The organism is Selenomonas sputigena ATCC 35185 (assembly GCF_000208405.1).
In the GTDB taxonomy this organism is placed as follows: Bacteria; Bacillota; Negativicutes; order Selenomonadales; family Selenomonadaceae; genus Selenomonas; species Selenomonas sputigena.
This window is the reverse complement of the sequence record NC_015437.1, coordinates 748,996-775,202: the sequence shown is the minus strand read 5'-3', so window position 1 is coordinate 775,202 and position 26,207 is coordinate 748,996. Positions and strand designations below refer to the sequence as shown.

The 26,207-nt window shown below is 58.1% G+C and carries 19 protein-coding genes and 1 pseudogene; 4 read left to right on the top strand and 16 right to left on the bottom strand.

Features of this window, described 5'->3' with window-relative positions:
* Positions 1-68: 68 nt before the first annotated feature.
* The 15 genes and pseudogenes from SELSP_RS03430 to SELSP_RS12610 form a co-directional block, all read right to left on the bottom strand.
* On the bottom strand, positions 69-806 hold the full coding sequence (locus SELSP_RS03430; protein ID WP_006193143.1) for a hypothetical protein: 738 nt from the start codon (positions 804-806) through the stop codon (positions 69-71).
* 410 nt (positions 807-1,216) lie between these two features.
* Positions 1,217-1,756 (bottom strand): hypothetical protein, encoded by a 540-nt coding sequence (locus SELSP_RS03425; RefSeq protein WP_006193144.1) that lies wholly within the window; start codon positions 1,754-1,756, stop codon positions 1,217-1,219.
* A gap of 107 nt (positions 1,757-1,863) precedes the next feature.
* Positions 1,864-4,917: an AAA family ATPase gene (locus SELSP_RS03420; protein ID WP_233275189.1), complete on the bottom strand. Its 3,054-nt coding sequence runs from the start codon at positions 4,915-4,917 to the stop codon at positions 1,864-1,866.
* 17 nt (positions 4,918-4,934) lie between these two features.
* On the bottom strand, positions 4,935-6,098 hold the full coding sequence (locus SELSP_RS03415; RefSeq protein WP_013740662.1) for an exonuclease SbcCD subunit D: 1,164 nt from the start codon (positions 6,096-6,098) through the stop codon (positions 4,935-4,937).
* A 51-nt stretch (positions 6,099-6,149) separates the two neighbouring features.
* On the bottom strand, positions 6,150-7,634 hold the full coding sequence (gene panF, locus SELSP_RS03410) for a sodium/pantothenate symporter (RefSeq protein ID WP_006193147.1): 1,485 nt from the start codon (positions 7,632-7,634) through the stop codon (positions 6,150-6,152).
* A complete protein-coding gene (locus tag SELSP_RS03405; protein ID WP_006193148.1) occupies positions 7,631-7,906 on the bottom strand; it encodes a YhdT family protein in 276 nt (91 codons plus the stop codon). Before SELSP_RS03405 ends, panF begins: the two co-directional genes overlap by 4 nt.
* A 183-nt stretch (positions 7,907-8,089) precedes the next feature.
* A complete protein-coding gene (locus SELSP_RS03400; protein ID WP_232362365.1) occupies positions 8,090-10,030 on the bottom strand; it encodes a GGDEF domain-containing protein in 1,941 nt (646 codons plus the stop codon).
* Between the two features lie 136 nt (positions 10,031-10,166).
* A complete protein-coding gene (locus SELSP_RS03395) occupies positions 10,167-13,214 on the bottom strand; it encodes an efflux RND transporter permease subunit (RefSeq protein WP_006193150.1) in 3,048 nt (1,015 codons plus the stop codon).
* A complete protein-coding gene (locus SELSP_RS03390) occupies positions 13,211-14,287 on the bottom strand; it encodes an efflux RND transporter periplasmic adaptor subunit (protein ID WP_013740660.1) in 1,077 nt (358 codons plus the stop codon). Before SELSP_RS03390 ends, SELSP_RS03395 begins: the two co-directional genes overlap by 4 nt.
* Positions 14,288-14,316: 29 nt before the next feature.
* Complete coding sequence (locus SELSP_RS03385; protein ID WP_013740659.1) at positions 14,317-14,772, bottom strand: MarR family winged helix-turn-helix transcriptional regulator; 456 nt, start codon at positions 14,770-14,772, stop codon at positions 14,317-14,319.
* Positions 14,773-15,339: 567 nt separating this feature from the next.
* Entirely contained in the window at positions 15,340-16,137 is a 798-nt protein-coding gene (locus SELSP_RS03380) for a diaminopimelate epimerase (RefSeq protein WP_006193154.1), read from the bottom strand.
* A gap of 86 nt (positions 16,138-16,223) precedes the next feature.
* Positions 16,224-17,102 (bottom strand): RpnC/YadD family protein, encoded by an 879-nt coding sequence (locus SELSP_RS03375; RefSeq protein ID WP_006193155.1) that lies wholly within the window; start codon positions 17,100-17,102, stop codon positions 16,224-16,226.
* A 134-nt stretch (positions 17,103-17,236) separates the two neighbouring features.
* Positions 17,237-18,025: an amino acid ABC transporter substrate-binding protein gene (locus tag SELSP_RS03370; protein ID WP_013740658.1), complete on the bottom strand. Its 789-nt coding sequence runs from the start codon at positions 18,023-18,025 to the stop codon at positions 17,237-17,239.
* 200 nt (positions 18,026-18,225) lie between these two features.
* On the bottom strand, positions 18,226-19,080 hold the full coding sequence (locus SELSP_RS12615; protein ID WP_407635836.1) for a methyl-accepting chemotaxis protein: 855 nt from the start codon (positions 19,078-19,080) through the stop codon (positions 18,226-18,228).
* 36 nt (positions 19,081-19,116) lie between these two features.
* Positions 19,117-19,713 (bottom strand): annotated as a pseudogene (locus tag SELSP_RS12610) (PAS domain-containing protein); the annotation flags it as partial.
* A gap of 263 nt (positions 19,714-19,976) precedes the next feature.
* On the opposite strand from SELSP_RS12610, the gene SELSP_RS03360 reads away from it, so the two are divergent.
* The 4 genes from SELSP_RS03360 to SELSP_RS03345 all read left to right on the top strand — a co-directional run bounded on the left by SELSP_RS03360 (position 19,977) and on the right by SELSP_RS03345 (position 24,664).
* On the top strand, positions 19,977-20,966 hold the full coding sequence (locus tag SELSP_RS03360; RefSeq protein WP_006193159.1) for an ABC transporter substrate-binding protein: 990 nt from the start codon (positions 19,977-19,979) through the stop codon (positions 20,964-20,966).
* 78 nt (positions 20,967-21,044) lie between these two features.
* Entirely contained in the window at positions 21,045-21,926 is an 882-nt protein-coding gene (locus tag SELSP_RS03355) for an ABC transporter permease (RefSeq protein ID WP_006193160.1), read from the top strand.
* Positions 21,926-22,720, top strand: coding sequence for an ABC transporter ATP-binding protein (locus SELSP_RS03350; protein WP_006193161.1), 795 nt, complete (start codon positions 21,926-21,928; stop codon positions 22,718-22,720). The genes SELSP_RS03355 and SELSP_RS03350 overlap by 1 nt, the downstream gene beginning before the upstream one ends.
* 252 nt (positions 22,721-22,972) lie before the next feature.
* Entirely contained in the window at positions 22,973-24,664 is a 1,692-nt protein-coding gene (locus tag SELSP_RS03345; protein ID WP_006193162.1) for a methyl-accepting chemotaxis protein, read from the top strand.
* An 82-nt stretch (positions 24,665-24,746) separates the two neighbouring features.
* Here SELSP_RS03345 and SELSP_RS03340 read toward each other — a convergent pair whose 3' ends face one another.
* Entirely contained in the window at positions 24,747-26,075 is a 1,329-nt protein-coding gene (locus SELSP_RS03340) for a replication-associated recombination protein A (RefSeq protein WP_013740656.1), read from the bottom strand.
* Between the last annotated feature and the right edge of the window lie 132 nt (positions 26,076-26,207).

Sequence of the window (26,207 nt, the reverse complement as noted above, 5' to 3'; positions counted from 1 at the left end):
TCAAGATATTCATGCAGCAGAGATATGCAATCTTCGTGCTCTTTACTAATACACTTCTGACGAGCAATTCATGAAAAAAAATTAGCTACTTTGTTTGCTCTTGAACGAAAATCAATGCCTTTTGTAATGCAGTCATAAAACCGACATGTATACAGTTGCTCTATTACATCATGATAACACCATAAATCCCACATCATATCCGTTCGATCATTAGAAAGTAAACACGCCGCCTGCGCCTGCAACTTTGTATAGGTATAGAGTTCCAACATTCCATAATCTCTTGCATATACAGTCATGCCGCTTAGGTCAGGTGTAAAATCTCCTGCCCACTCATACACCTTGTTTCCATCTTTCTCATAGAGTAATTTTCCTTTTTTGAAATCAACGAGTCTATGTAAAACCTTTTTATTATATTCTTTAAAAAATTTGTTTCTTAAGAGTGCTTTCAGTTTGTCTTCATCAAAATCCATCCACGGTTCATTTTTGCTTTGACTATTATTCTGAAACATACTGTCCGCAATGGATTGCAGAATAAAATAATCCATATCTTCTGCGTCAATAAGTTTGGGGTATTTATCCTTCTTTGGAGAATACACATTGTCAAGAAAAGCATCCAATTCATCAGGATCATTACGTTCTGCTATACCATAATAAAACGTAATCATCTCAAGCAAATTTCGAAATGGATTTACTTTAACAACAGTATCTCCGTCCTCCGCAGAGCAACGAAGCCTTCCATCTTCTATCCTCGGATTGAACAAGCGTACTGGTTTCATTTCTATTCGATCCATTCCCATTCTGTTCATCCGATATAGTTTTCTCCCTAGATACATAGTATCACTCCTCGCATGAAACTTTTAAATAGAGCAACGCAATTTCAGGTCCGTACGCTGTAGTATCCTCAACAACAGCTTATTTAACATATACTCTTTTAATCATATATCTAAACGAACAACGAGTGGCGCAAAAAAAGTCTACAGTTAATTCATACAGCGAAGTCACATCTTAGAACAATTCAACCTTATATCGTATGCAAAATGTTTCAGTAATAGGAACCATCATCTCGTATACTATAAATCCGGCCTAATTGATTCATGCAGAATTCAAAAATATTATTTTTGAAGATTGCCGGTAAGTTAAAGTGTTTCCCATCGCTAGTTGAATATTTCCATCCTTTGAGACTGTCAAATATAAAACGTAACGATGTAACATTTACCTATGTTCTACTGTCGAATTCCTCACTCTTCCACCAACAGGAAAAATAATCTTCCGTCATATTCAGTCCCAAATGGTACTTCTTTAGAATCTCATATGCACCTTGAAAAAGATCCAAAATCTCATTCTCCGCTTGCAAAAATTTTATATTGTCTTCAATCGCTGCGTTCGTGAACTTACTCACTCGCAAGAAATGTTCTGGCGGGTGCCTACATATATTCAGACTTTCCGTTATTTTCCCTCCAAAAGTGAATATATCAAACCCACCATCCAAAGAACCATTATACGTTTCACTGGGAAGATTCTTGATGCTTGCTGCATTACGTGCGAAATAAGCACGAAGCTCTCGCACGGCTTCCTGGGAAACATCTATAACTTTTTCATTGGAAACATCGTCCTTAGAATCATTTCTCGATATACGTAATTTTCTCAGATAAAGTTTGCCATTTCCAAAAATGTCAAACGACCAACCTCCATCCGCTCCAACACAGCCCCATGCCAACTTGCATGCATAACCCAGAAGAACATTTCCTCTGCCCATTTCCTTGGTTCACTCCTTTTCCCTCCACTCTAGGCATCTTTGGCACGCCTCTTCTGCACCTATGAACGAATCTCTACCGCACACCCCATACTTCTTTGCCGCCTCATCTACCCCACGACAAACCTCGCCGTGCTCCCGTCCTCACCCTTTTCCACCTCGAGTCGCACGTCGATGCGGTTTTTCAGTTCCTCCACGTGGGAAATGATGCCGACGAGGCGGCCGCCTTTTTGGAGGTCCATGAGAGTTTTTATGGCGAGGTCGAGGGTTTCGGCGTCGAGAGTGCCGAAACCTTCGTCGATGAAGATGGTGTCGAGGCGGATGCCGCCGGCGTAGTTGGTGACGACGTCGGCGAGGCCGAGCGCGAGGGCGAGGGCGGCGAGGAAGGATTCGCCGCCCGAGAGGGTCGCCATGGGGCGTGCGTAGCCCGTGTTCTCGTCGAAGATTTCGAGGTCGAGTCCCGCGCTCCTGCGCATGTCGACGACGCCTTCCTTGCGCTCCAGGCGATACTGCCCGTGCGTCATGCGCAAGAGGCGCTGATTCGCGGCATCCGCCACGTCAGCGAGAATAGAACGCAGGACGTATGTCTGGAAATGCATGCGGTGAGGATTCTGCCCGGCGGCGACTTCCGCGAGCCTGCCTGTCGTATGGTAGGCGGCTTCAAGCGAAGCCGCTTCAAGGGTGAGCTTTTGCAGCTGCTCCTCGCGCGACCTGCGCTCCTTCAGCTCCTGTGCCAGTGCGGCGGCTTCGCGCGTGCCTGCCGTCCACGCAGCAGCTGCTTCCTCCCGCGCCGCTTTGAGCTTGGCAAGATCGGGCGGAGCGATGCCGGCCGCTTCCTCGGCGGCTTTTTTTTCTGCCTCGGCGAAGGCCGTCCGCTTGTCCTCGTAGGCGCGAATGCGATCGGAGACTTCCTTGCGGCCTTCTGCTGTCGCGAAGTGTCCCGTGAGCACGGCACGAAATGCCGCTTCGTCCGAGAATCCCGCTCCCTTCAAGCGCTCGGCGAGAAGCGCCGCGCTCTTTCGCGCTTCTTCCTGTGTGAGTGCCGCTGTCGTCTTTGCCGCCTCGGCGGCTGCCTTAGCGGCTGCAAGCTCTTTCCCCGCGCCAGAGAAAGCGTCCTGCGCCGCGGCCAGCGCCTTCTCCCTCTCTGCGACGCCACGCCTAGCTGCCGCGAGCGCCATCTCGACCGCCTTCGGCTCGCGGTATGCTTCGGGCAGAGACGCGCTCTTTTCCTGCAATGCTCCCGCCGCCTGTGCGGCCTCGCCCTTGGCTGCTTCCGCGCCCTTCGCCGCCTCCTTTTCTGCGGCTTCCGCCTGCGCGAGTCTTGAGGCAAGCGTCTCGCGCTCATCGGCGGCCGCCTTCTGCGCCGCTGCCGCCTGCCCGGCCGCCTTGACCTCGGCCTGCAAGGAGGCGATGGCAGCGGCGAGACTTCCCGCGTCCTCCGTCGTCTGCGTCAGCGACTTCTGCGCCGCCGCCAACTCGCCGCGCACGGCGGCGAGGTCGGCTTCTGCCGCCGTCTGCGCCTTTTCCGCCTTCTCGCGCGCCTTCTCCGCCTTTTCCGCCTCGCTTCGCGCGCGCTCCACATCCGCCTTTTCAGGCACCTCGTCTTTGCTTGCTGTCGGATGCGGATGCGCGGTCGAACCGCAGACGGGGCAGGCCTTGCCGTCTTCCAGACTGCGTGCGAGGAGCGCCGCCTGCCCTTCCATGTAGACGTGCTCCAAGGCGCGCTGGTTCCTGCGCTTCGTCTCATGCTCTTCTCGCGCCGCCCGCGCCTTTTCGCCTGCGATCTCGGCGGCTTCCTGCGCCTTTGCTGCACGCTTCTTTAATAGGGCGAGATTCTGCCGCGCCTCGCGCTCCTTTTCCTTCTGCGCGAGCGCAAGGGAAAGCCCTTCGGCCTTCGCCGCGCGCTCGGCAAGCTCCTTCTCGCGCGTGCCGAGCGCGAGAAGCTCTGCGGCGAGCTTTTCCTGCGCCGCCTTCGCCTGCGCCGCCTTCTCTGCCGCCTCATGTGCTGCCTCTTCGCGGCTCTTCGCACGCGCCCGCGCCTGTGCCAAGTCGATCGCGCACGCGCCGTATTCTTCGAGCTTGCGCACCTTCGCCTTGCCCTCTTCCAGCTCGCCTTCCCGCGCCTTCTCGTGCACCAGCGCGTCTTCGGCACGCTTCAGCTCATGCGCCGCCTTCTCGCGCCGCTTCTCCTGCGCTGCGCACTCAGCCTCGCGCTCCTTCGCCTTCTCGCGGTCACGCGCCGCGCCTGCCGCCACGTCTTCGATCTGTGCCGCACGCTGCGCCTCTTCGAGCTGTGCGCGGTAGCGCTCGACAGAGCCGCGCTTCTTCTCATGGTCGGCGAGCGTCTTTCGCGCCTTTTCCCAGCGCGTCAGAATTTCCGCCGCACGGATGCCCTCCTGCTCGGCACACTGCGCCGCTTCCTGCTTTTCCTGCAGCGCCGCCGCCTGCTTTTCGAGGACGGCGAGCGTTTTTTCCTTCTCCTCGCTCACCGCTCGGTGCGCGTCGAGCGAATCTGCCGCGCCGCCCGCGAGGAGCGCCCCTTCCTGCGCCTTGATTTCCGCTCTTCGCGCTTCCATCGCCTTGGCGCGGCTTTTGAAGAGTTCCTCCAATCTGCGGTAGCGCTCCGTCTTGAAGAGCATCGCGAGAAGCGCCTCGCGCTCGTCCACCTTCGCCGTCAAAAGGTCGCGAAACGCGCCCTGCGGCAGGAGGACGACCTGGCGGAACTCGGCAGGGCCGAAGCCCAGAAGCTCCGTCATCTTCTGCGTCACCGACGACGGACGCTGTGCGAGCACGCGCTCCTCATTTTCTGCAGCTTCTCCTTCCTCAACCTGCCAGAGCATTGCCGACGCCTGCACCGGCGTCAGCCCAGTGCCGTCCTTCTTCATACGCTCATAGGACGGCGTGCGGCAGATATGGTACTTCTGCGTTCCCAAAGCAAAGACGAAGTCGACGCTCGTCCTCGCCTCGCGCGGCGCTTCGTCCGTGCGCATCATCGTGCCCGTGCGCCCCGCCATGCTCGCCTCGCCGTAAAAGGCGAAACAGATGGCGTCGAGCAGTGTCGTCTTGCCCGATCCCGTGCGGCCGTGAATGAGGAAAAAGCTCCTCGCGCCGAGTTCCGTGAAATCGACGACAGTCTTCTTCCCATACGAACCAAACGCTTCCATGGTCAATCGCAGCGGCCTCATATCTTCGCCTCCCTTTCCTCGCGCAGCAACTCTTCGAGCACATCAAAAAGCTCCTTCTTCTGCGCCTCGTCGAGCGTCTCGCCCGTCATGTCGGCGAAAAACTCGCCGAAGAGCACGTCGTCGGGACGCTCCAGCTTCTTCCTGCCCTGCTCGCGCAGAGCGCCCGCCTGCTCCATGAGTCCCGGGCGCGTGACCTGCAGGACATTCGGATAGATGCGGCTGAGTTTGCCGTGCGCGTCGAGCACTGGTCCCTTGTCCATAAGCTCGACGGCCGTATAGTCCTCGCTCTTCGGGAAGCGCTCGCGGTCTTCGAGAATTTCCTGAAGCGTGCCGCGCACGACGGCGAGATCATGCGGCGCAGCGAGCGCGGCTTCCTCGATCGTCACAGAGCCGTCGGCGGCGAGGTCAACGACGGTCGCACCCTTCCTCTGACCCGCTTCGCTGAACGAATACTTCATGAGCGAGCCTGCGTAGCGGATGTTCGCTGCCCCCGCCTGCTGCGGCGCGTGCAGATGCCCGAGCGCCGTGTAGGAAAAGGGCGCAAAGCACGCGGGACTCACGCTGTCCGAGCCGCCGACGGAAAGCGGCCTCTCCGACTCAGACAATGCGCCGCCCGCAATGAAGGCATGGGCGACGGCGACGCTGCGGCAGCCCTCGGGCACGAGCGCCGCCGCGCGTGCGACCGCGAACGAAGTCGCCTCGTCGAAGCCCGCGAGATCTTCCGCCGCCTCACCGTAGGCGAAGCGCACCGTCGCCGGCTCCATGTAGGGCAGGAGCGAAAAGGCGACCTTGCCGTGCGCGTCGTCCAAGATGACGGGAGCGACATCCGCCTGCAGCTGCCCCGCGACAAAAACGCCGCCCCCTGCAAGGAGGCGGCTGCCGAAGCCGAGGCGCGCAGCGCTGTCATGGTTGCCCGCGATATAGATTACCTTGAGCTTTTCGTCGAGCAAAAGGCGCGAGAGCACCTCGTCGAAGAGTTCGACCGCCTCGACGGGCGGCACGGCGCGGTCATAGACGTCGCCCGCGATGACGACGGCCTCGGCGCGTGCGTCTCTGGCGAGATGCACAAGCTCGTCGAGGACGTGCGCCTGATCGTCCGTCAGATGGCGGCCGAAGAAGAGCCGCCCGAGGTGCCAATCGGCGGTATGGATGAAGCGCATGGGAAACCTTCCTTTCATACGAAGGCGGCGCGATATGGCCGCAAAGCGGATTTATTTATCGGGGAAGAACACGCGAAGCCTTTCCGCGGCGGTCGGCTTGCCCAGATATGTGCCGAGCAGGAAGAAGGCGAGCGACGACGAAAGCCCCAGCACGATGGGATGCAGCCCGAAGACATGGATCTTCAGCGCTTGCGCCGCGCAGTAGACGACGGTGCCGCCCGCCATCGAGAGCATAGCGCCCGCCTTGTTGGCACGCCGCCAATAGAGGCCGAAGAGCATGACCCAGAGAAATGCCGTTTCGAGTCCGCCAAAGGCGAACATGTTGATGAGCCAGATGAGATTCGGCGGCGAGGCCGCAAGGAAGAAGACGAGCGCGCCGATGATGACGGTCGAGGTCATGGACAGGAGGCGCAAGCGACGCATCGAGGGGACGCGCCTCTTCTTCATCTTTTCGTGCATGTAGACGTCCTTGATGATCGCCGACGAAGCAACGATCAGAAGCCCCGAGATCGTCGAGATCGACGCCGCCAGAGGGCCGATGATGGCGATGCTCGCGAGTGCGGGCGGCATCGAGCGTGCGATTGCCTGCGGGATGATGTTGTCGACCGTGCCGTAGTCCGTCACGGGGCCTGTCAGCACGCCGTGCGCGAGGATGCCCGTGAAGTTGATGCCGATGTTCATGAAGCCGATGACGAAGGTGCCGATGAGCATCGCCTGATGAAGTCCGCGCGTGTCGCGGTAGCTGATGCCGCGCACGACGGACTGCGGCAGCGCGATCGTGCAGATGCCGACGAGCAGCCACTGCGTGAAGTAGAGGCCGAGCGGCATGTCGCCGGCGGACAGGGGCGCAAGCATCGCCGGATGCTCGCGCTCGATCGTCTCCAAGATCGCCCGGTAGCCGCCGCCCGCCTCAAGCACGAAGTACAGGAGCAGCACGATGCCGACCATCATCATGATGGCACACAGCGTGTCGGTCAAGGCAACGGCGCGAAAGCCGCCGATCGCCGTGTAGAGGACGACGACGGCGCCGAAGAGCACGAGTCCCGTCAAATAGCTGTAGCCCGTGACCGCCTCGAAGAGCTTCGCGCCGCCGACGAACTGCGCCGTCATCGTGCCGAGGAAGAACAGCACGATGACGAAAGCGGAAAGGTTCGCGAGCGTATCCGAGCCGAAGCGTGCGCGGATGATATCGACGATGGTCACGGCGTCAAGCCGGCGCGAGAGGAGCGCGACGCGCTTGCCGAAGATGCCGAGCACGAGGAAGATCGCCGTGACCTGCACGACCGCCATGTAGATCCAGCCGAAGCCGACCTTCCACGCCATGCCGGGACCGCCGACGAACGAGCTGACGGAGCTATACGTCGCGACCGTCGTCATGGCGAGCACGAAGCCACCGATCGCACGGTTGCCGATGAAGTACTGCGAGACGAAGCCCGCGCCTTCCTTTTCCCTGCGCACGCGCACGGCGAAGCTGACGGCGAGCATCAACCCCATGAAGACGAGGAGCGGCAATAGGAGCGAGAGCTTTTCCATCATGCCTCGCCCCCCTTTTGCCTCTCCTCATCGTCGAGCGGCATATCGCGGAAGACGAAGCGCAGCAGGAGTGTGACGATGACGAGCGCCATCGCCCATGTGCCGAACGTGCCGAGGACGACCCAGAGCGGCAGCCCCGCGATGCGGATGCTATTGTCAAGAAAATTCGCCGTGCCAAAACCGGCGAAGAGCCAATAGACGATGAGCGCGGCGAGTGCCAGTCCTGTGGCTATGGCCTCGCGCCTTACCTGGTGGTACTTCTCTTTTCTTGTCATTGTATGATTTTCCTTTCTCCTCGGGAGTCTCCTCCTCGAATGTATCAGCGGGAATCCCCGTCTGATCGGCGTCTGCCCAAAACGGCAAACAGGAGCCGACTGCAGCGCGAAGACGCTTTTCGCGAAACTTCGCGGCATACAGCCGACCCCTGTTATTTCTCCATGTGACTCTTGTTTTCCTGCTCAATGTGCGGGTACGCTTTCAGCGCACTCCGCGCGCTCGCCGGCAATCCTCGGACGCTCGGCGCATTCCGTCTTCTCGCTGTCGAGCAGAGAGCCTTCCGCACATTCTGACCTCCCGCCATCGGGCGACGGGCTTTCCATCTGCTCGATGCGCACGCAGTTGCGCCCTTCCTGCTTCGCCCGATAGAGCGCATCGTCCGCACGCTTCAAGAGCGCCTCCACTGTGTCCTTCTGCACGCCATGCCAGCGCGAAACGCCGATGCTGCACTGGATGGGACGGTAGTTGCAGATCGGCGCCTGTGCGATCCGCTCGCGCAGATGATTGGCGAAGATTTCCGCCTCTTTCAGCGAATAGTGCAGGCAGAGAATGACGAATTCCTCACCGCCCCAGCGAACCAGAAGGTGACGGCGGTCAAGCGAGGTGTGCAGAATCCCCGCGAAGGAGCTCAGCACATGATCGCCCTCGTCGTGTCCATAGTCGTCGTTCACGCGCTTGAAAAAGTCGATGTCGAGGATCATGAACGCGAGATGTCCGTCCGTATTCTGCGCCACCTTCACCCATTCGGGGAACGTATCGTTGAACTTGTAGCGATTGAAGCAGCGCGTCAAGGGATCGATCTGCGCTTTTTCCTTCGCCTCCACAATTTCATTCTCCAGAGACTTCTGCACCGCTTCGCTGCGCACCTCGTCGCGGATGCGCATGCGAATCGTGCTCAGGACGAAGACGACGAAGGACAGCAGCGCGAAAGGCGTGATGTACGTGTCCCACGCAAACAGGTGGTACTGAAACCAAAGTCCGTCGAAAAGCCCGAGCGGCGCAATCGACAAGAGCGGCACGAGCGCCGTGCGGCAGTATTCGTTGCCGCGCTTCGCCTCGCGCCAGAGCAGGATGCTCGCCCACGGCGCAAAGATGGCCGCCAGCGGATAGTAAAAGTTCATGCAGGCGAAAAAACTGCCGCGTGCGACGAAGATTTCGCCGAGAGCGGACGCAGCCAAGAGGAGCACGAAGGGTACGGACAAAAGGCGCATCGTGCGGCGCTGCGCGGCGGGCAGGAAGCCCGCGAGAAAATGAAACGCCAGGATCGCTATGCCATACACTGCCGTAAGCTGCACGAACCACCAGAAGCGCGGCGAATCAAAAAGGAAATACCGCGCGTTCATCACGCTGGCCATCCAGATGCCGTAGACGAGGAAGAACAGCAGCAGAAAGACGTAGGCGCCTCGGTTGCGGCGCAGGGTGCAGCTGTAGATGGCGACGATCGATCCCATCATGAAGATCAAAGAAAGTCCGAAGACGAAGGGCAGATCGGCGAAGAAAAGCTCCGCCACGCTCGCACGCATGTCTCGCAGACACAGGTGATCGAAGCGGCCGAGATCGACCGTGCTGAAAGAATGCATTCCGACGGTCAGTGTCTTCCCCGCATATCCTTCCGGCAGAGGAACGAGATGCCAGCGCGTGCCGTAGCTGTAGTCGCCGTCCTCCATCGAACCGTATTCGTAAAGGAGCTTGCCGTCGAGCCACAAGCGAACCGACTGGTTCGTCGTCTTGAAGAACAGGCCCATGCCGCTGTGCCCCTCTTCGGGCAGACTCGTTGTCAGATAGACATAGCGCGTCTCGCTCGAAAGGAGCGGCTGTGCAGGATAAGTCACACACTGCCATCCTTCAGCGCCATTCTGCGCCTCCTGCAGAAGCGCCTGCATGTCTCCCTCGTCCGGAAGGTTCGCGCTTTGCCAACAGTGCATTTCCGTAGGCTCAGTTTCCTCTTTAGCGGAATGCTGCAGGGAAAATCCCGTCATCTCATGGGAATCCGAGGAAAGACCATGCGCGGCGACTGCAGGCAAAGCCTTCGGCAGGGAGGCGGCGATGACAAAGAGAGCAGCTGCGAGTGCAAGAATGCGCAGAAAGTCATGCGCCGTTCTGCGCCCCCTTTTCCCCAACATCGCCATGCACCGCCCTCTCGCTGCTGACCGCGAAAGCCTTCCGTCCGTCGCCCCAGCAAAACACAAGACCCTTTTGCCATAATATATCACACGTTAGTACAAAAGTCCATAGTTGGAGATAGTATTTTTTTCCTCTTCAAGTCTCCCGCTTCACGCGATAGACGGTGACGTACATGACGGGCAGCACGAGCAGCGTCAATACCGTCGCCACGGAAAGCCCGCTCGCAATCGCCACCGCCATCGGTCCCCAGAAGGAACTCGTCATCAGCGGGATCATGCCGAGGATCGCAGCAGCAGCCGTCAGCATGATGGGACGAAAGCGCAGCACAGCCGAGTCGATGACCGCCTGCCACGGCGACTCGCCCGCCTTGATATGCTTCTGAATCTGGTCGATGAGGATGACCGAGTTGCGGATGATCATGCCCGAGAGCGCGAGGATGCCGAGATCGGCGACGAAGCCGATCGGCTCGCCCGTGAGGAACATGCCGCAGGCGACGCCGATGATGCCCAAGGGAGCTGTCAAGAGTGTGATGAGCATGGCGCGGCCTTCGCGCACTTGGAAGATCAAAAGCGTCATGATGATGAAGATCATCGCTGGTACGGGAACGAGAAGATATTTCATAGAATCTTCGCTGTCTGCAAGGCTTCCGTCCGGCTCGATAGCGTATCCTGCGGGAAGATTCTCGCGCAGTTCCTTCGTCGCCGCGTACGCTTTTTTCGCCGCATCCGTCGGCGTGCCCGCGATGATGTCGGCGCGTACGGTCACGGCGGGCTTCAAGTCGCGCCGCCAGATGATGCCGTTTTCCGCATCATAGGAAATCTTCGCCACCTGCGCAAGCGGCACATAGCCTGCCTGCGGCAAGTAGATCGGCAATTCTTCGAGGCGCGAGAGATCGTCCCTCGCCTCCTCCCTGAGCCGCAGCACGATGTCCACCGTGCGATCGCCCTCGTAGAGTTCCGCCGCTTTCACTCCCGCCAGTTCCGTGTAGAGCATCTGCTGCACCATCTGCGTCGAAAGTCCAAGCGCCTTGAGCTTGTCTTGATCGAGCGCGAGGTGCAGAACCTTGCTCTTTTCCTGCCAGTCGAGGTTCACGTCGCGCGTGTTCGCATCGCTCGCTACGAGGTCAGCAACCTCATTGGCAAGCGACATGACTTTTTCCTTGTCTTCTCCCTCGACGCGCAGCATGACGGGGTACGCCGCAGGTGGCCCCGTCTGGATGAACTTGAGGTTTGCACGCACGTTCGGGAAGTTTTCGGAAAGCTCCGTGCGGATCTTCGCCGTCAAATCCTCGCGTGACTCCTTGTCGTTCGCAACGATGACGAACTGCGCGTAATTGTCCGCAGCCAAGACGGGTTCAAAGGTCAGCACGAAGCGCGGCGCACCTTCGCCCACATAGACGGAATAGTTCCTGTACTCGTCCGCAAGGCCGTCGAGGAAGGCAGCGAAGCGCTTCGCCTCGCCGTCCGTGTTCTTCATGGAAGAGCCTTCGGCGAGGTGCATCTCGACGATGATCTCCGGCCGCAAAGACGGCGGGAAGAAGTCCTGCCGGCAAACGCCCAAAAGCGCGATGGATCCAGCGAATACGAGCGCCGTCGCGCCGAGCACAAGACGGCGATGCGCTAAAAACGCCTCAAGCACACGGCGAAACGCGCGATAGAACCGACCTTGATGGAGCAAGGCTTCGCCCTTTTCATCGCGCTTCGGCTCGATGCGGATGATGTGATAGCCGAGGAGCGGGGCGACCATGACGGAGACGATCCAAGAGAGCAGCAGCGCGGCGGCAATGACGGGAAAGAGCGAGGCGCAGAACTCCGCCGCCATGCCCTTCGAGAAAGCGACGGGGATGAAGCCCGCGCATGTGATGAGCGTGCCCGTCAGCATGGGCAGAGCTGTCGCACGGAAGGCGTGCGAGGCGGCGCTGAAGCGGTCAAGCCCCTCTTCAAGCTTGACGCTCATCATCTCGACGGCGATGATCTCATCGTCAACCAGAAGCCCGAGGGAGATGATGAGCGCGCCCAAAGACACCTTCTGCAGGTCGATGCCCGCACCGTACATGAAGAGGAAGACGCCCGTCAGTACGAGCGGGATGCAGCAGGCGACGACGAACCCCGTGCGAAGGCCGAGCGTCAGAAAGCTCACGGCGAGCACGATGATGACGGCTTCTCTGAGCGTGTCGACGAAATCATCGATGGATTCTGCGACGACCTGCGGCTGGTCGGAGACCTGATGGATTTCCAAGCCGAGCGGCAGATCGTCCTTGAGCGCGGCGATTTTCTTCTGCAAATCCTCGCCGAGCGTCAGGATGTTGCCGCCCGGGCGCATGGAAACGGCGATGCCCACGGCAGGCTCGCCATTGAAGTACATCTTCGGCTCGGCCGGCTCGGCGTAGCGGCGCGTGACGCTCGCGACGTCGCCGAGTCGGAAGGTGCGCCCGCCGGCGGCGATCGGCAGGGCGCGGATCGCCTCAAGGTCGTCGAAAGCGCCCGAGACGCGCACGTAGACGTTGTCCGTCTGCGTCTCGATCATGCCCGCCGGCGTCATCTCTTCCTGCGTACGGATGGCAGAAAGAATCGCGTCGGGCGGTATGCCAAGCTCCGCGAGACGCTCGCGCGCGGCCTCGACGTAAATCTTCTCCGGCTGCACGCCGATCAATTCGACCTTCTGCACATTTTCGACCGCAAGCAGGGCGCGGCGCGTCTTTTCCGCCTGCTCGCGCATCTCCTCGTAGGACCAGCCGTCGCCCGTTACGGCGTAGACCGAGCCAAATACATCGTCGAAGCGGTCGTTGTAATAAGGGCCGTAAACGCCTGTGGGCAGGTTGCGCTTCTCATCCTCGCAGAGATTGCGTGCATCGCGCCACGTCGGACGAATATCCTCCTTCGCCACATCGTCGCCCAGCGTCACATAGATGACCGCCTGACCCTCGCGCGAATAGCTCTTGAGCTCCTTGAGTCCCGGCACATCCTGCAGCTTCTTCTCCAGCTTGTCCGTGACCTGCTCTTCCATCTGCTGCGCTGTCGCACCCGGCCAGGCGACGGACACAACCATCTGGCGGATCGTGAAGTCAGGATCTTCCATCCTGCCGAGCTTGCCATAGGAAAAAATGCCGCCGATAAAGACGACGAGAATGAAATACCAGACGAGCCCCTTGTGCTTGAGGGAGATTTCCGTAAGATTCCTCATGGCGCATCCCCCGTCCGCACTTCGTCGCCCTCGCGCAGTTTGTGGACGCCCGCCGTCACGACGAGCGCACCGTCGGGAAGTCCCCGGACGAGCACGTCGTTGCTGTCATAGCCGTCGACCGCAACTTCCTGCAAGAACACCTTGTTGTCCGCGCCGACGAGCCAGACCGAAGGTTTGCCGCCCGTCTGGTAGATGGCGGCGAGCGGCAGTCGCACGGCTGCTGTCGGTGCCCGTCCCACAGCCACATTCGCCGTCATGCCGAGCGCCATGCCAGCCGGCGGTGCGGGCACAGAGACGCGCACGCGGTAGGTGCGCGAGACGGCATCCGCCATCGGCGCGACCTCGCGCACCGTGCCGGAAACGACGCCTGCACCGAGCGCCCAGAAGGAGACGGCGACTTCCTTGCCCGGCGGCACATCGACGAGACGATCTTCGGGCACGGCGATCTCGACCTCAAGCTCGCCCGACTCGACGAGTGTCACGACCGTCTGCCCTGCGGCAACGACCTGTCCCGCCTCTGCTGCCACGGCAGAAATCACGCCGGGCGCATCGGCAAGAAGCTCCGTATAGGAAACGGCATTGTGCCCCTCTGCCGCTTGGGCGAGCGCCTGCCGATAGCTCGCCGCCGCCGCCCCATAGGCAGTCTCGTACTGGTCGAGCACGGCGGCGGGCACGGCCTCGGCCTCGTAAAGCTCGCGGTAGCGCGCCGCATTTGCCGCCGCGAGGTCGAGCTGCGCCTTCGCTGCATCGACTGCGGCATCGGCCTGCCTCGACCTCTGTACGATGTCGGAGGCGTCGAGGCGCAGGAGCGGCGCTCCCGCTTCCACGCGGTCGCCGACGTTGACCGCACGCGCGATGACGCGGCCGCCTACCTGGAATGCCAGATTCTTCTCATAGCGGCCGCGCACACTGCCCGCATAGTTGACCACGTGCGCCGCCTCATTCGTCTCGACGCGCTCGGTGCGCACCAACGGCGGCTTCGCCTTTTCGGGCGGCGCATCGCCGCAGCCTGCGGCACTGACGAGAAGCCCCGCCAAAAGGAGCGCCAGAATACTGCGTGCCCCATATCTCACATCGTTTCCCCCTCTCCGCATTGCAGGTTTCACCGCGCCGTCTTCCCAATGAGCTCTCGAAAATCCGCCTTCGACGAGCGTTCCGCCAAAATCCGGAAGTTGCGCTCCACACAGGAGACGTCCTGCGGCGACAACGTATCAATCAGATAATTAACCCACGAGTTCATCACGGACAGCAGGAACGGGTGCTGCATGCGTCCGTACTCCGTCAGGCGGATGCGCTTGATGCGGCGATCCTCCGCGTCCTTCTCGCGACAGATGAAGCCCTTTTGCTCCAAGAGCTTGAGCGTGCGCGCCACGGCGGACTTGTCCGTCTGCAGAGCACGCGACAAATCCTCCTGGCTCGCCCCCTCGCAGTCAAAAAGGCGCAGAAGCAGGACGTACTCCGAATACGTAAGCTGCAAAGGACGACATGCTTCCAACACATAGCTGCGCGAACGTCCGTCCAAAATGGAAAAACAACGCGCCACCTGCAAATTATCCATCAAGATCCCCCTCTCAATACACGACCAAATGCAACAGCAGCAAGCTCACATCCATAACGTACATATTCTCTTAGTTGATTATATCAACATTTTCCTTATATTTCAATAAATCGGTGCACTATATATCCAAACGCCATCTTTCCATGCTATAATACAATTGGTGCTACGAAAACGGTAGGCGGTCGATTCTTAGCCCCTGAGAGGCGGTCAACGTCAGCCAATCGCGCTTCACCTTCGGCTCACGCTCTTGGGACGTTTTCGCATACGCGCCGTTTGCCAATCAGCTACGCCTGCGAGCTTGCTTCTTGGACGGCTCAGCAGGGGCGTTGCTTATGGATCTGTACGATTTTTTATCGTTGGTTTTCCTCGTAACGATCTGCATCGTTGCGTTAAAAGCAAAATAAGAATTCCCCGCCTCAGGCTCACAACTTAGGCGGGGAATTCTTCTCTCAACCAAGAGTAGGGGCTGACCGTTTACCAGTAGCACCTCTTCTCTTTTTATTATACGACACGATACGATACACGTCAAACCATTTGGCGCAACCCACCTCACGAACCTCCGCCATATCACAGTCCCACGTTTCCCAGTTCCACCGTGCCGCGGCAGGAAATGAGCACCTCGCCTTCGAGGAAGAACCGCCTGCCCGTCTCAACGAGGAGCGTGCCGCCCGGCTGCTCGACGGCGATGCGCCCACACTCGCTCCCTTCGGCAAGCGCAAGTGCCAGACTTCCCGAACCGCAGGCACGCTCAAAGACGTGGCTTTTAGCGCTCGGCACAGCGACGTAGGGACGGATGCGAAAGTGCTCGCGTCCCATGCGCTCAAACGGCACGACTCCGTAAGCATCGGCGTCCGTCTCGCGCATCAGACGGGCAAGCAGCTCGTCGTAATCCGCCGCCGAAAGGTCTGCGGCTTCGACGACGAGATGCGCGATGCCCGGAAGCGATACACATATCGCCGCGCCCCCAAACGAAAATCCGTCAAGAGAAATACGCCGCACCTCATGCGCCGGCGGCATCTCGGCGCGTGCCAGCCAGCGTCCCGAGCCGAGTGGATGCGCCTCTGCCCGAAGCGGTTCGGGTGCACCCGAGCACTCGACAAGAAAGCGGGACTCTGCACCTTCAGCTGCCGCCAGAGCCGCCGCTGAAAGCGTCGCATTGCCGCAGAACTCGCCGCCCGACATCTCGATGCGAAAAAGCGCCTCCTCAGCGTGCGGCGCAACGAGGAAACCCGCCTGCTCCGCCGCCAGATGATCGTAATCCATCGCCTCAGCGAGGAGCGCGGCACGCGCCTCCTGTGCAGCTTCCCCGCGCAAAAATACCGTCGTATTTCCCAGCGGACTCAACTTGATGAAATCCAATTCCATAAACTATATCTCCTACGAGAAATGCGCTTTTTGCTTGCTGTTTCCACAACGCAGGCAAAAAGCGCACAACACTACCGACAAAGCATTCACAAAAGCTGATGCATCTTTCCCAAGCTCTCAATCTTATCCAACGGCCACTGCGAGACTTCAGAAATATCCTGTAATGACCATTTTTTCTTCTTCAACATGTTGAGCACGATTTCCGTCACGCCCTTTTCCATGCCCTTTTCCATGCCCTTTTCCATGCCGATCTCTTGTGCTTCCTGAAGCTGGACACGCTTTGCCAATTCAGGATCCCACTTGAAGCTCACCATGTCAAAAACCTCCTCCATCTCACGCTCAAGAAAATATTCCGCCAAAAGATCCTGCTCGATACAATAGCGGATTGCCTGCTTAACAGCCTCCTCCAAACATACTCCCGCCGCTGTTTTTCGTCGGATTTGCGCCACGAAAACGCTATACCCCTTGAGCGCACGACTCTTTTCAAGAAGTCTGCTGCCCGACATTTCATTAATGTTATATGCCTTGACGCAAAGTTCCAACGAGGAGCACTCTCCCTCGAAAGCTTCCGACAGACGCATTTCCCATTCATCCGGCGCTGGATCAAGACCATTGTAGAATACATAGAAGCATGGTGCCGGCAACCGGAGACGTCGCGTTCGATACGGTGCATCCTTCGGCACTTGCTTCCGATAAAGCTTCGCCATATACCAAAACATACGCAAGGGCATATTCTCGTTCAAAGTACTCTGGTGCTCCATCAAAACAATTTGCCGCTTACCCGCCAAGAAACTCACATCATTCTTCTCGTCGTTGAAGAATGTCCCCTGCAGCGTCATGAGCTGTATTTCCTGCAAGGAAACATCTCGCCCAAAAAGCCCGCGATATACATCCTGCAAATAATCTTTGCGGCGGAATATATCGCAAAAAAGCGAATCCTTGTACGTTCTCTTCACCCGCGCCATACAGCTCTCTCCATGTCAAAAAATATCCTTTCTTTATTCTATATTTTATCACGAGATCTCTACTCGCTCAATAAAAAAACACGAAATACAGCAAGGCTATGCACAAGCCCCAAGCTCGCGCACAGCCTTCAAAACTACAACTTCGTGATGTCCTTGCCAAACCACTTTTCCGAGATCTTCGCCATCGTGCCGTCGGCGCGCATCTCGTCGAGAACCTTCTGCATCTTCTCCTTGAGCGCCGTATCATCCTTGCGGTAGGCGACGCCGAACTGCGTCACGGGGCCAACGTGACCGTCGAGCGCGGCGATCTTGTCGGGATGCTTCGACATGTAGTAGCGGCCGATGATCTCGTCGCAGACGATCGCATCGACGCGGCCGTTCTCAAGATCCATGAACGCCGACAAATAGTCCGCGTACTTCTTGACGTCCTTGTAGCCCGTGACATCCTTATGACCGTCCACATAGTCCTCTGCCGTGCCCGAGGCGCTCTGCGTCGCAACGATCTTGTCCTTGAGGTCGTCTTCCTTCGCGATCGAGGCGTCGTTCGCACGCTTGAAGATCACCTGCTGATCGTTCATGTACGGCTCGGAAAAGAGCAGGTTCTTCTTGCGCTCCTCCGTGATTTCCAGACCGTTCCACAGCGCGTCGATGCGGCCGCTCTGAATCTCAGCCTCCTTGCTCGCCCAGTCGATGCCCTTGAACTCGACCTCCGTGCCGAGGCGCTTCGCAGCCTCCTTCGCCAATTCCACGTCGAAGCCCGTGATCTCGTTCTTCTCGTCGAGGAATCCCATCGGCGGGAAGTTGTCGTCCAGACCGATGACGATCTTCTTCGGCGCGTCGTTCGCCGCCTTCTGTCCACCACAGCCTGCCATGAAACCTGCCGCGAGCATGAGGGATAAACAGACGAATAAAATTTTCTTCAAAACAAATCACTCCTTTTCTTCGTTAAAGTATTATCATAGTGATATTATACATGGACAGCGAGGATTTGCCAAGGGGGAATCTCGTCATAATTTTCGGCTCTTTGATACGACAAAACGCCGCGAAGGAGCACATTTTCCTGCTCCTTCGCGGCGTTTCCTAGAATCCTGCATGGAAAAGCACGGATAAATCCAGTGCTTTCCTACATATTCTTCGTCAATTTCTCAATTTCGCCCGATACGTCCTTCGCCTGCACCACAGACGTATGGATTTCCTTCATCCCCTCCGCTTGCCTTTCAATCAAGAGGTTGATCGTCTTGATCTTCTCCTCAATATTGGCCGAGGCCTTCTCCATCGAGCCGAGAGCCTCAACGATCTTGCCGACAGCCTCCTGACTGCTGTCCGCAAGCTTTCGCACCTCTTCAGCGACGACGGAGAATCCCCTGCCCGCATCACCCGCGCGTGCCGCCTCGATCGAGGCGTTGAGCGCAAGGAGGTTCGTCTGCTTCGAGATGTTCATGATGAGCTCCGTCATCTTCAGCGTGTTCTCCGTCTGCGTGCGCGTATCCTCTGCCGCCCGCGTGATTTCCTCCTGTACGCCAGTGATCTCGGTCGTGCGCTCCGCCGTCTCGTCCACGCGCGTCGTAATCGTCTCGATCGAGTTGTAAAGCCCTTCCATCCTTGAGCCGAATTCCTTGTAGAACTGTTCCTTTCCGGTCTTCAGCAGCGTGATGTCCTCGATGGCGCCGGCGACCAGAACGGGCGTGCCGTCGGGCTTTCGGATCGTCTTGCCCACGGCGTGAAACCACAGGTATTCGCCCGTCTTCGTCTTCAAGCGATACTCGAGGTCGAACGGCGTCCTGCCGCTGCGATCCATGATATGCGCCTGAAACGCCTGCAAGGTGCGCGCCTTGTCCTCAGGATGCAGGCGATCGGCCCACGAGTTCAGTCTGTTCGGGAAGTCCGTCGTATTGGAGAAGCCCAGGAGGTGGCGGAAGCGGTCCGACCACCAGAACTCATTGTTCGGATTCGTCGGATCATCGCCGACGACCTTCATGTTCCACGAGCCTTCCGCCAAGATGCTGTCGATCGCCTCGTAGCGCTTCAAAGTGTAGTCGAGATATTCCTTGTTCTTGACCTCCTCGTCGATGTCGACGAAGACGCCGATGATCTCTTCGGGATGCCCGCTCTGGCTGCGCACGACGTTGCCCGAGGCATGAAACCACTTGTAGCTGCCGTCGTGCACCTTCATGCGGTAGTCGACGTCGTAAGGCGTATTGCCGCTCAGATCCTTGATGCACTGCGTGAAGGCGGAAAGCGTTCCGTCCACATCGTCGGGATGCAGGCGCGAACTCCAAGATTCCACCGTATTGGGGAAGTCGTTCTCGTCATGGAAGCCGACCATGCGGCGGAACTCGTCGGACCAGATGGCATAGGCGATGCTGAAGTCCGCATTGATCTTCATGTACCAAAGCCCCGAGTGTACAGCGTCATTGACCGTGCGGATGCGGAACTTCTGGTACTCGATCTCCTCATTCACCTTGTCAATGAGCGCATTGAACGCGTCCGCCCACGGCTCGCGCGAATCTGCCTTGGAGAAAAGCTGATTCTTCTCATGCCCCTGTGCAACCCTCTGAATGGCTGCCGCCAGATTCTGCCCGTCATTCGGGGCGGCTGCAGCCTTTTTCATGCCAAACATCAAAATCTCCTCCAATAATACTATTTTCCGTTCATGCCTTCTCTATAAGTACTAGGATATATCGCTTGGCAGGAATTGTCAACTATACGCTTCGTCCTGATTTTCGTAGAGCTATGGCATTTCTTTCTGTAAACATGTATAATATTCGTATTGCTTCAGCATTTTCTCCATGAATCCATCCGGGTTCTTCATCAAGAAGTGTTTGGCGACGCGGCTTCAGATGCGTTTCCATACGGCAGAAAGGCGGAATCCTCATGCACATTTCCAAAAAGTTCAAGGCGCTCGTCCTCGGCGCCTCCCTCCTCACGGCGAGCCTCGGCTTCGCCGGCTGCGGCCAAAGCGCTGACACGAAGGACGTGAAGATCGGCGTCGTGCAGCTCGTCGAGCACAACGCGCTCGATGCAGCGAACAAGGGATTCGCCGACGGACTCAAGGAGCGCGGCTTCGAAGAGGGCAGGAACATCTCCATCGACCGCCAGAACGCGCAGGCCGATCAGTCGAATCTGCAGAACATCGCGCAGCGCTTCGTCAACGCGAAGATGAATCTCGTCTGTGCGATTGCGACGCCCGCCGCGCAGAGCATGGCGAACGCGACGCACGACATTCCCATCGTCGGCACGGCGATCACGGACTACGTCGGCGCGAAGCTTGCCGCCTCGAACGAGAAGCCCGGCGGCAACGTCACGGGAACGAGCGACATGAGCCCCATCAAGGAGCAGATCGACCTCATGCTGAAGATCTGCCCGACGGTCAAGACCATCGGCGTCATCTACTGCTCAAGCGAGGTCAACTCCGAGGTACAGGCAAAAGCGATCGCCGAATATGCCGAGAGCCGCGGGCTGAAGGTGCGTACGGCGACGATCTCGACCGTCAACGACATCCAGCAGGCGGCAAACAGCCTCGTCGGCGATGTCGACGCCTTCTTCGAGCCGACGGACAACGTCATGGCCTCCGCCGTGCCGACGCTTCTTGCCATCACGAACCCCGCGAAAAAGCCCGTGTTCTGCAGCGAGAACAACTGGGTCAAGGCGGGCGCGCTCGCGACCTACGGCATCGACTACTACAAGCTCGGCGTGCAGACGGGCCACATGGCCGCCGACATCCTCGAAGGCAAAAAGAAGCCCGCCGACATGCCGATCGAAATGGCGAAGGAACTCAAAGTCAGCATCAACAAGAAGAATGCCGAAACGCTCGGCATCGAGATTCCTGCCGACATCCTGAAGGACGCGCAGATTTTCGAGTAACCTCCGCCCCATCAAAACCATGATGCAACCGCAAGCGCTCTCTTGCGGCTGTATTGTCGAAAAGGAGACTTTCTCTCTATGGATCTCATCATACCAACGATTTCCCAAGGACTCCTCTGGGCGCTCCTCGCCATCGGCGTCTACCTGACCTTCCGCGTCCTCGACATCGCCGACCTCACCGTCGAGGGCAGCTTCCCGCTGGGCGCGGCGACGGCAGCGACCCTTCTTGCCGGCGGCGCCGCGCCGCTTCTCGCCATCTTTGCCGCCTTCGTCGCGGGCATGATCTCGGGCGTCGTCACGGGACTTCTGACGACGAAGCTCAAGATTCCCGCGCTCCTCGCGGGCATCCTCACGATGATCGCGCTCTACTCCGTGAACCTTCGCATCATGGGCAAGGCGAACCTGCCTCTTCTCAACACGCAGACGATCTTCACGCAGGCGCAGAGTTTCGGCCTCACGCGCGAAGTCGCCGTGCTCGCCATGGGCTTTCTCGTCGTCGCCGTCATCGGCGTCGCGTGCTACTACTTCTTCGGCACGGAACTCGGCGCGGCGATCCGTGCGACGGGCGACAACCCGCACATGATCCGTGCGAACGGCGTCAATACCGACATGACGATCATCCTCGGGCTCCTGCTCTCGAACGGCCTCGTCGCCATCTCGGGAGCGCTCGTCGCGCAGTCGAACGGCTTCGCTGACGTCGGCATGGGCGTCGGCACGATCGTCATCGGCCTCGCCTCCGTCATCATCGGCGAAGTGCTCTTCGGCACGCGCAGCTTCAAAAACTGTCTCCTCTCCGTCATCGGCGGCTCCATCGTCTACCGCGCCGTCATCGCCATCGTCCTCGAACTCGGCATGCCGCCCAACGACCTCAAGCTCTTCACGGCGGCGCTCGTCGCGCTCGCACTATCCCTGCCTCTCATCCAGGCGCACATCCGCCGCGCGAAAGGAGGCTCTCGCTGATGCTCAAACTTCAAAACATCGCCAAGACCTTCAATCCCGGCACAATCACAGAAAAGTACGCGCTCCGAGGCGTCACGCTGCACCTTTCTCCCGGCGACTTCGTGACCGTCATCGGCGGCAACGGCGCGGGCAAGTCGACGCTGATGAACTCCATCGCCGGCACCTTCCGCGTCGATGCAGGCAGCATCGTTATCGCGGGCACAGACATCACGAAGTGGCCCGAACACAAGCGTGCCAAGTACATCGGGCGCGTCTTCCAAGACCCCATGATGGGCACGGCGGCGGGCATGATGATCGAGGAAAACCTCGCCATTGCCGCACGCCGCGGCAATGCACCGCGCCTTCGCTGGAGCTTCTCCAAAGCGCAGCGCGAACGCTTCCAAGAACTCTTGGCAGGACTCGACCTCGGCCTCGAAGATCGTCTCGAATCCAAGGTCGGCCTTCTCTCGGGCGGCCAGCGCCAAGCGCTGACGCTTCTCATGGCGACGCTGGCCGAGCCTAAGCTCCTGCTCCTCGACGAGCACACGGCGGCGCTCGACCCCAAGACGGCGGAAAAAGTTCTCGACATCACAAAATCCATCGTAGAAAAACGCAAGCTCACGACGCTCATGATCACGCACAACATGAAGGACGCCCTTCGCCTCGGCAACCGCCTCATCATGATGCACGAAGGAAACATCCTCGTCGACGTCAAAGGCGAGGAAAAATCGCGCCTGACCGTGCGCGACCTGCTCGCGCTCTTTGAAAAAGCGGCGGGCAACGAAATGGCGAATGACAGTCTGCTGCTGTCGTGAAAAACATTTCGTTGCAGAATAACAGAATGAACTTTTCCCTATAATTTGACAGAAGATCTGTATACGAGTTTCCATGGACTCATATATAGATCTTCTTTTTATATTCTAATGTTTAAACAAGACTTTTATCTCAAGGATTAATAATTAAAATATAGAAGGACATTATGTAACTTTTAGAGGACATCACAGATGTCAATATATGTAATATAGTTTATTTAGGTTCGTACTCAAAACCACAAAGGAGGCTTTGTAATGAAACTGCAAACAAAAAGCGTACTTGCGTTCAACATCTGTCTCATCATCGCCTGCATCGTCATGGCTTTGATCGGGTGGTTCAGTGCGAACGCAGGCTTCGACACCTCGCTGCAAGTACAGGCAGCATCGAATCTACGCATCATGGTCGACAACATGGATTCCCTTTATCCGGGGGATTGGGAAGTCCGAGACGGCATTCTTTACAAAGGCGACCATAATATGAACGAGGATACGGAGATCGTCGACCGATTCGGTAGCAGCTGTCACGGCTTCGTTACATTCTTTGCCGGCGACACGCGCATTTCGACGAATGTCAAAGACCAAAACGGCTCGCGCAATATTGGTACGAAGGCTGATGACCAGATCGTCAACACTGTGCTGAGAAACGGCGCGACCTATGAAGGACGTACAACGATTCTCGGCAAGGATTACATGAGCGCCTATCTCCCCTTGAAAGACGCCGCGGGGAAAAACATCGGCATGGCATTCATCGGTATCGACGTGCGCACATCGGACATGGACGATGTACGCCACTCCTTCATGCTCGCCAGCGTCATCGCTGTCCTCGTCTTGGCAGGACTCCTGAGCTTCCTGTCATACATCATCATCGGCAAAGCGATCCGCCCCCTGCTCACGCTCGCCGATACCTTGAGCCAAATTGCAAACGGAAACCTTCGCGTCGCCAACCTTCCAGAAGATCGCAGCGATGAACTCGGCACGCTCGCGCACAGCGCAAACGGCATGAAGGCTCGTTTGAAGAGCGTCATCAAAAATGTCGCCTCTTCCTCTGAATCCGTCGCCGCCTCTTCAGAGGAACTGACCGCCAGTGCAAGCCAGACGACGCAGTCCGTCACGCAGGTAGCGGAAAATGCCACTAACATGGCAGCGGGAGCTGCTGCCTCTGCCGATACGATAGGCAATCTGACAGAGCAGGCTCATGCCATGGGCGAGACCATCGATCTGCTGCGAAAGAGCGCGGCTTCCATGCAGAATCTCGCCCAGAAGAGTCAAGAAGTGACCGTAGACGGGCAGGAAAAAGTCCGTCATGCCATCACCGAAATCAAAGCCATCGCCGAACAAGTGCAGTCTTCGGCGGCAATCGTCGATACGCTGGGCAAGCGTTCCGACGAGATCGGTACCATCGTCGAAACCATCTCCGGCATCGCGGAGCAAACGAACCTCCTCGCCCTCAACGCCGCCATCGAAGCGGCGCGTGCCGGCGAGGCCGGCAAAGGCTTCGCCGTCGTCGCCGAAGAAGTGCGAAAACTCGCCGAGCAATCGGGCATCGCCACGCAGGACATCACCGAACGCATCACCGCCATCCAGCAGGACACGACAAAAGCCGTCGATTCCATACAGGCTGGAAACGAAAATGTCCAGAGAGGCACCGATGCCGTCAATGCTTCGGGAGCAGCCTTCGACAATATCGCCAACCAGTTCGGCGAACTCGAACAGACGATCCGCACCGCCGTTGATGCCGTACAGGCAGTAAGCCGAACGAGCAGCGAGATGATCGCCGCCATGAACCAAGTGCAGGAGAGCAGCAACAAATCGCAGGAAGATACACAGACGATTTCTGCCGCCACCGAGGAGCAGGCAGCCGCCATGCAGGAAATGGCGCACGCCAGCCAGACGCTCGCCGAACTCGCACAAAAACTTCAGGAAGAAGTGCAGAAGTTCCAGTTGTAATTTTAAATGAGGTAAAAGTGGCAGTGCAGGGGAAAGGCTTTTCCCCTGCACTGCCACTTTTCCGTCCGCTTCTGCACCGCCGCTACTTCGCGCCATGCTCCTTCTTCCAACGCTTGATGCTCAAAAGCCGTTCTTTGAAGCGTCCCTCAAGTCCCTCCTCCGTCGGCTCGTAGTAGACGCTTCCCAGAAGATCGTCGGGCAGACACTGCATGTTCGTGAGCTTGTCCTTCGTGTTGTGCGCGTACTGATATCCTTTGCCGTAGCCCTCATCCTTCATGAGCCGCGTCACGGCGTTCCGTATGACGAGCGGCACAGGCTCAGCGAGGCGCTTTGTCGCATCGGCCTTTGCCTTCAAATAGGCGACTTCCATCGCATTCGATTTTGGCGCGAGCGCCATGTAAACGGCGGCCTCCGTCAGATGAACCGAGCACTCGGGCATGCCGATGAAGTGGCACGCCTGATACGCCGCGACGGCAAGCTCCAAGGCGCGCGGATCGGCAAGTCCCACATCCTCGCTCGCAAAGCGCACGATGCGCCGCGCGATATAGAGAGGATCCTCGCCCGCCTCCAACATGCGTGCGAGCCAGTAAACCGAAGCGTCCGCATCGGAGTTTCGCATCGACTTGTGAAGCGCCGAAATCAGATTGTAATGCTCCTCGCCCTTCTTGTCGTAGAGCAGAGACTTCTTCTCCAAGCACTGCTCCACCGTCTCGCGCGTGACCTTGATCGCATCCTTTTCCACCTCGCCGTTCAAAACGACGATCTCCAAGGTCGAAAGGGCTGTGCGAGCGTCGCCGTTGGCGAACACGGCAAGGGCCTCCAGAAGATCGTCCGCAATCTCCACCTTCTGATTGCCGAAACCCTCGGGCGCGGCGAGCGCACGGCGCAAAAGCCCCAGGATGTCCTCCTTCTGCAAGGCCTTGAGCACGAAGACGCGGCAGCGCGACAGAAGAGCGCTGTTGATCTCGAACGACGGATTCTCCGTCGTCGCACCGATGAGGATGATGCTTCCCTTTTCCACGAACGGCAGGAAAGCGTCCTGCTGCGCCTTGTTGAAGCGATGAATCTCGTCGACAAAGAGGATCGTGCGCTCGCCGTACGCTGTGTTCTTCTCCGCCTCCTGCATGACCGTGCGAATCTCCTTGATGCCGCTCGTCACGGCGGAAAAGTCGATGAAACGAGCCTTCGTCTCCCGCGCAATGATACGCGCGAGCGTCGTCTTGCCGACGCCCGGCGGTCCCCAGAAGATCATTGAGAAGATCTTGTCCTCGGCGATGAGCTTCCTGAGCATCTTTCCCTTGCCCACGAGGTGTTGCTGCCCCACATAATCCGCGAGACTTTTAGGGCGCATCCGCGCCGCCAGCGGCAGATCGACCTCGCGCCGAAAAAGTGACTCCTGTTCCATTTCCATCCCCCACACCTCGTTTCTTTCCATTATAGCAGATATCGCTATGGGTCAAAAGACGCGCTTAAGACAAACTTCCCAACCTACGATATACTTTAGAAGAGAATTACTATGCAAAAAATGGAGTGAGCCTTATGT

What these genes read in the sequence shown, in the direction of transcription:
- SELSP_RS03430 (WP_006193143.1), bottom strand. Translation starts at nt 806, where the DNA reads ATGAACAGAATGGGAATGGATCGAATAGAAATGAAACCAGTACGCTTG.
- SELSP_RS03425 (WP_006193144.1), bottom strand. Translation starts at nt 1,756, where the DNA reads ATGGGCAGAGGAAATGTTCTTCTGGGTTATGCATGCAAGTTGGCATGG.
- SELSP_RS03420 (WP_233275189.1), bottom strand. Translation starts at nt 4,917, where the DNA reads ATGGAAGCGTTTGGTTCGTATGGGAAGAAGACTGTCGTCGATTTCACG.
- SELSP_RS03415 (WP_013740662.1), bottom strand. Translation starts at nt 6,098, where the DNA reads ATGCGCTTCATCCATACCGCCGATTGGCACCTCGGGCGGCTCTTCTTC.
- panF (WP_006193147.1), bottom strand. Translation starts at nt 7,634, where the DNA reads ATGATGGAAAAGCTCTCGCTCCTATTGCCGCTCCTCGTCTTCATGGGG.
- SELSP_RS03405 (WP_006193148.1), bottom strand. Translation starts at nt 7,906, where the DNA reads ATGACAAGAAAAGAGAAGTACCACCAGGTAAGGCGCGAGGCCATAGCC.
- SELSP_RS03400 (WP_232362365.1), bottom strand. Translation starts at nt 10,030, where the DNA reads ATGTTGGGGAAAAGGGGGCGCAGAACGGCGCATGACTTTCTGCGCATT.
- SELSP_RS03395 (WP_006193150.1), bottom strand. Translation starts at nt 13,214, where the DNA reads ATGAGGAATCTTACGGAAATCTCCCTCAAGCACAAGGGGCTCGTCTGG.
- SELSP_RS03385 (WP_013740659.1), bottom strand. Translation starts at nt 14,772, where the DNA reads ATGGATAATTTGCAGGTGGCGCGTTGTTTTTCCATTTTGGACGGACGT.
- SELSP_RS03380 (WP_006193154.1), bottom strand. Translation starts at nt 16,137, where the DNA reads ATGGAATTGGATTTCATCAAGTTGAGTCCGCTGGGAAATACGACGGTA.
- SELSP_RS03375 (WP_006193155.1), bottom strand. Translation starts at nt 17,102, where the DNA reads ATGGCGCGGGTGAAGAGAACGTACAAGGATTCGCTTTTTTGCGATATA.
- SELSP_RS12615 (WP_407635836.1), bottom strand. Translation starts at nt 19,080, where the DNA reads ATGAAGGTCGTCGGCGATGATCCGACGAATCCGAACAATGAGTTCTGG.
- SELSP_RS03360 (WP_006193159.1), top strand. Translation starts at nt 19,977, where the DNA reads ATGCACATTTCCAAAAAGTTCAAGGCGCTCGTCCTCGGCGCCTCCCTC.
- SELSP_RS03355 (WP_006193160.1), top strand. Translation starts at nt 21,045, where the DNA reads ATGGATCTCATCATACCAACGATTTCCCAAGGACTCCTCTGGGCGCTC.
- SELSP_RS03350 (WP_006193161.1), top strand. Translation starts at nt 21,926, where the DNA reads ATGCTCAAACTTCAAAACATCGCCAAGACCTTCAATCCCGGCACAATC.
- SELSP_RS03345 (WP_006193162.1), top strand. Translation starts at nt 22,973, where the DNA reads ATGAAACTGCAAACAAAAAGCGTACTTGCGTTCAACATCTGTCTCATC.
- SELSP_RS03340 (WP_013740656.1), bottom strand. Translation starts at nt 26,075, where the DNA reads ATGGAAATGGAACAGGAGTCACTTTTTCGGCGCGAGGTCGATCTGCCG.